Origin of the sequence: Klebsiella sp. EMBS2024, from assembly GCF_036233805.1 — a bacterium.
GTDB lineage: Bacteria > Pseudomonadota > Gammaproteobacteria > Enterobacterales > Enterobacteriaceae > Klebsiella > Klebsiella pneumoniae.
The window spans coordinates 8,407-14,303 of record NZ_JAZARW010000002.1; the positions used below are offsets into that span (position 1 = coordinate 8,407).

Below are 5,897 nucleotides of genomic sequence, written 5' to 3' on the forward strand. Positions count from 1 at the left end.
GATTTATTCAACAAAGCCCATTCCGTCCTGATAAGTTGGTCGGATAAGGCGCTCGCGCCGTATCCGACATTAATTTCTTAAGCGACTTCATTCACCTGGCGACGCAGCAGAGAAAGTGGGCCGGGGCCGCTAAGCGTGAACACGGAAATTAAGGTGAAGCCCAGCGCCACCAGACCCAGCACCAGGTAAGCGCCCTGGAAACCGATGCTTTCATACATATTGCCCGCCAGAATAGACATAAAAATCATCGCCAGTTGCTTAAAGAAGCAGAAACAGACCAGATAAATCGTCGCTGAAAAACGCACTTCAAACTGGCTGGTAATATATTTAAAGCAGCCCACCAGCAGGAACGGTACTTCAAACATATGCAGCGTTTTCAGAATAACCACTTCCAGTGCTGAGGTAGCGAACGATGAGCCAATAATACGTACTGACATAATAGTGCCAGCCAGCAGCAGGGCGTTTTTCCCACCGATGCGATTAATGATCAGTGGCGCAAAAAACATAATCGAGGCGTTAAGTAATTCGCCCATTGTCGTTACGTAGCCAAATACCCGCGTACCCTGTTCACCGGTAGCAAAGAACGAAGTAAAGAAATTAGCAAACTGTTGGTCAAAAACATCGTAGGTGCAGGAAACGCCAATAACATACAGTGACAAAAACCACAGTTTTGGCTGTCTGAACAGTTCCAGCGCCAGCTTAAGGCTAAATGCCGAATGGTTGGCACCTACCGCATTGGCAACCGTGGCAGAAGAGGGCGCATCCGTTTTGGCGAAAAAGAGTAAAACGGCGAGGATGAATGCACAGCCAGAACCCAGCCAGAAAACAAACTGATTATTGATGGTGAACATGATGCCGACAATCGAGGCACACAGCGCCCAGCCAACACAGCCAAACATCCGCGCGCGACCATATTCGAAATTACTGCGACGGCTGACTTTCTCGATAAATGCCTCTACTGCTGGCGCACCGGCGTTAAAACAAAAGCCTAGATAAATACCACCAACAATCGATCCTACTAAAATGTTGTATTGTAACAGTGGCCCGAAGATAAAAATAAAGAACGGCGCAAACATCACTAACATGCCGGTAATAATCCACAGCAGGTATTTGCGCAGCCCGAGTTTGTCAGAAAGCAGACCAAACAGCGGTTGGAATAATAGCGAGAACAGAGAAATAGCGGCAAAAATAATACCCGTATCACTTTTGCTGATATGGTTGATGTCATGTAGCCAAATCGGGAAAAACGGGAAGTAGGCTCCCATGATAAAAAAGTAAAAGAAAAAGAATAAACCGAACATCCAAAAGTTTGTGTTTTTTAAATAGTACATAATGGATTTCCTTACGCGAAATACGGGCAGACATGGCCTGCCCGGTTATTATTATTTTTGACACCAGAGCAACTGGTAATGGTAGCTACCGGCGCTAAGGTGGAATTCCGCCGACACTGACGGGCTCCAGGAGTCGTCGCCACCAATCCCCATATGGAAACCGTCGATATTCAGCCATGTGCCTTCTTCCGCGTGCAGCAGATGGCGATGGCTGGTTTCCATCAGTTGCTGTTGACTGTAGCGGCTGATGTTGAACTGGAAGTCGCCGCGCCACTGGTGTGGGCCATAATTCAATTCGCGCGTCCCGCAGCGCAGACCGTTTTCGCTCGGGAAGACGTACGGGGTATACATGTCTGACAATGGCAGATCCCAGCGGTCAAAACAGGCCGCAGTAAGGCGGTCGGGATAGTTTTCTTGCGGCCCTAATCCGAGCCAGTTTACCCGCTCTGCTACCTGCGCCAGCTGGCAGGTCAGGCCAATCCGCGCCGGATGTGGCGTATTGCTCGCCACTTCAACATCAACGGTAATCGCCATTTGACCACTTCCATCAATCCGGTAGGTTTTCCGGCTGATAAATAAGGTTTTCCCCTGATGCTGCCACGCGTGGACCGTGGTAATCAGCACCGCGTCGGCAAGCGTATCTGCCGTGCACTGCAACAACGCTGCTTCGGCCTGGTAATGGCCCGCCGCCTTCCAGCGTTCGACCCAGGCGTTAGGGTCAATGCGGGTCGCTTCACTTACGCCAATGTCGTTATCCAGCGGTGCGCGGGTGAACTGATCGCGCAGCGGCGTCAGCAGTTGTTTTTTATCGCCAATCCACATCTGTGAAAGAAAGCCTGACTGGCGGTTAAATTGCCAACGCTTATTATCCAGCTCGATGCAAAAATCCGTTTCGCTGGTGGTCAGTTGCGGGATGGCGTGGGGCGCGGAGGGGAGTGTCACGCTGAGGTTTTCCGCCAGACGCCACTGCTGCCAGGCGCTGATGTGTCCGGCTGCTGACCATGTGGTCGCGTTCGGTTGCACTACGTGAACCGTTAGCCAGAGTTGTCCGGCGCTCTTCGGCTGCGGTAGTTCAGGCAGTTCAATCAACTGTTTACCTTGTGGAGCGACATCCAGAGGCACTTCACCGCTTGCCAGCGGCTTGCCATCCAGCGCCACCATCCAGTGCAGGAGCTCGTTATCGCTATGACGGAACAGGTATTCGCTGGTCACTTCGATGGTTCGCCCGGATAAACTGAACTGGAAAAACTGCTGCTGGTGTTTTGCTTCCGTCAGCGCCGGATGCGGCGTGCGGTCGGCAAAGACCAGACCGTTCATGCAGAACTGGCGATCATTCGGCGTATCGCCAAAATCACCGCCGTAAGCCGACCACGGATTGCCATTTTCATCATATTTAATCAGCGACTGATCCACCCAGTCCCAGACGAAGCCGCCCTGTAAACGGGGGTACTGACGAAACGCCTGCCAGTATTTAGCGAAGCCGCCAAGACTGTTACCCATCGCGTGGGCGTATTCGCAAAGGATCAGCGGGCGCGTCTCTCCAGGCAACGAAAGCCATTTTTTGATGGACCATTTCGGCACAGCCGGGAAGGGCTGGTCTTCATCCACGCGCGCGTACATCGGGCAAATAATATCGGTTGCGAAGGTGTCGGCTCCGCCGCCTTCATACTGTACCGGGCGGGAAGGATCGACAGATTTGATCCAGCGATAGAGTGCGTCGTGATTAGCGCCGTGGCCTGATTCATTCCCCAGCGACCAGATGATCACACTCGGGTGATTACGATCGCGCTGCACCATTCGCGTTACGCGTTCGCTCATCGCGGGTAGCCAGCGCGGATCATCGGTCAGACGATTCATTGGCACCATGCCGTGGGTTTCAATGTTGGCTTCATCCACCACATACAGGCCGTAGTGGTCGCACAGCGTGTACCACAGCGGATGGTTCGGATAATGCGAACAGCGCACGGCGTTAAAGTTGTTCTGCTTCATCAGCAGGATATCCTGCACCATCGTCTGCTCATCCATGACCTGACCATGCAGAGGATGATGCTCGTGACGGTTAACGCCGCGAATCAGCAACGGCTTGCCGTTCAGCAGCAGCAGACCATTTTCAATCCGCACCTCGCGGAAACCGACATCGCAGGCTTCTGCTTCAATCAGCGTGCCGTCGGCGGTGTGCAGTTCAACCACCGCACGATAGAGATTCGGGATTTCGGCGCTCCACAGTTTCGGGTTTTCGACGTTCAGACGTAGGGTGACGTGATCGGCATAACCACCACGCTCATCGATAATTTCACCGCCGAAAGGCGCGGTGCCGCTGGCGACCTGCGTTTCACCCTGCCACAAAGAAACCGTCACCCGCAGCTCATCGCGCAGCTCGCCGTACATCTGAACGTCTGCCTCCAGTACAGCGCGGCTGAAATCATCATTAAAGTGAGTGGCTACATGGAAATCGCTGATTTGCGTGCTCGGTTTATGCAGCAACGAGACGTCACGGAAAATGCCGCTCATCCGCCACATATCCTGATCTTCCAGATAACTGCCGTCACTCCAGCGCAGCACCATCACCGCGAGGCGGTTTTCTCCGGCGTGTAAAAATGCGCTCAGGTCAAATTCAGACGGCAAACGACTGTCCTGTCCGTAACCGACCCAGCGCCCGTTGCACCACAAATGAAACGCCGAGTTAACACCATCAAAAATAATTCGCGTCTGGCCTTCCTGTAGCCAGCTTTCATCAACATTAAATGTGAGCGAGTAACAGCCCGTCGGATTCTCCGTGGGAACATACGGCGGATTGACCGCAATGGGATAGGTCACGTTGGTGTAGATAGGCGCATCGTAACCGTGCATCTGCCAGTTTGAGGGGACGATGACAGTATCGGCGTCAGGAAGATCGCGCTCCAGCCAGCTTTCTGGTACCGCTTCTGGTGCCGGAAACCAGGCAAAGCGCCATTCACCATTCAGGCTGCGCGACTCTTGGGAAGGGCGATCGGTGCGAGCCTCTTCGCTATTACGCCAGCTGGCGAAAGGGGGATGTGCCGCAAGGCGATTAAGTTGGGTAACGCCAGGGTTTTCCCAGTCACGACGTTGTAATACGACGGCCAGTGAATCCGTAATCATTGTCATAGTTGTATCCTGCGTGAATTGTTATCCGCTCACATTTTCGCATAACATACGAGCCGGACACATAGAGTGTAAAGCCTGGGGTGCCTAATGAGTGAGCTGACTCACATTAATTGCGTTGCGCTCACTGCCCGCTTTCAAGTCGGGAAACTTGTCGTGCCAGCTGCATTAAGGAATCTGCCAACGTGCGGGGAGAGGTGGTTTGCGTATTGGGCGGTAGGGTGGTTTTTCTTTTCACCAGTGAGACGGGCAACAGCTGATTGCTCTTCACCGCCTGGCCCTGAGAGAGTTTCAGCAAGCGGTCCACGCTGGTTTGCCCCAGCAGGCGAAAATCCTGTTTGATGGTGGTTAACGGCGGGATATAACACGAGCTGTCTTCGGTATCGTCGTATCCCACTACCGAGATATCCGCACCAACGCGCAACCCGGACTCGGTAATGGCGCGCATTGCGCCCAGCGCCATCTGATCGTTGGCAACCAGCATCGCAGTGGGAACGATGCCCTCATTTAGCATTTGCATGGTTTGTTGAAAACCGGACATGGCACTCCAGTCGCCTTCCCGTTCCGCTATCGGATGAATTTGATTGCGAGTGAGATATTTATGCCAGCCCGCCAGACGCAGACGCGCCGAGACAGAACTTAATGGGCCCGCTAACAGCGCGATTTGCTGGTGACCCAATGCGACCAGATGCTCCACGCCCAGTCGCGTACCGTCTTCATGGGAGAAAATAATACTGTTGATGGGAGTCTGGTCAGAGACATCAAGAAATAACGCCGGAACATTAGCGCAGGCAGCTTCCACAGCAATGGCATCCTGGTCATCCAGCGGATAGTTAATGATCAGCCCACTGACGCGTTGCGCGAGAAGATTGTGCACCGCCGCTTTACAGGCTTCGACGCCGCTTCGTTCTACCATCGACACCACCACGCTGGCACCCAGTTGATCGGCGCGAGATTTAATCGCCGCGACAATTTGCGACGGCGCGTGCAGGGCCAGACTGGAGGTAGCAACGCCAATCAGCAACGACTGTTTCCCCGCCAGTTGTTGTGCCACGCGGTTGGGAATGTAGTTCAGCTGCGCCATCGCCGCTTCCACCTTTTCCCGCGTTTTCGCAGAGACGTGGCTGGCCTGGTTCACCACGCGGGAAACGGTCTGATAAGAGACACCGGCATACTCTGCGACATCGTATAGCGTTACTGGTTTCACATTTACCACCCTGAATTGACTCTCTTCGGGTGCTATCATGCCATACCACGAAATGTTTTGCGCCATTCGGAGGGGGCACGCCGAAGTGAGATTCAAAATGCCGACGTCAGTTCACAGGTGGGTAATGATACCAACGTGTTGATTTCGTATTTTCACTGACACCAAGATCATCCTGATGTTACAAGGATTGAATGACTACAGATTAAAATAGTCATCAACAGGTTGACAGCATTACC

Annotated in this window: 3 protein-coding genes; all 3 read right to left on the minus strand. The window is 53.1% G+C overall.

Features of this window, described 5'->3' with window-relative positions; all coding sequences use genetic code 11:
* Positions 1-77: 77 nt before the first annotated feature.
* A complete protein-coding gene (lacY, locus tag VZP09_RS24330) occupies positions 78-1,331 on the minus strand; it encodes a lactose permease (RefSeq protein WP_003846917.1) in 1,254 nt (417 codons plus the stop codon).
* A 51-nt stretch (positions 1,332-1,382) separates the two neighbouring features.
* Entirely contained in the window at positions 1,383-4,457 is a 3,075-nt protein-coding gene (lacZ, locus tag VZP09_RS24335; RefSeq protein WP_004187094.1) for a beta-galactosidase, read from the minus strand.
* Between the two features lie 121 nt (positions 4,458-4,578).
* The gene (gene lacI, locus VZP09_RS24340) at positions 4,579-5,661 is read right to left on the minus strand and encodes a DNA-binding transcriptional repressor LacI (protein WP_004206569.1); all 1,083 of its coding nucleotides are present in this window, start codon (positions 5,659-5,661) and stop codon (positions 4,579-4,581) included.
* Positions 5,662-5,897: the final 236 nt, after the last annotated feature.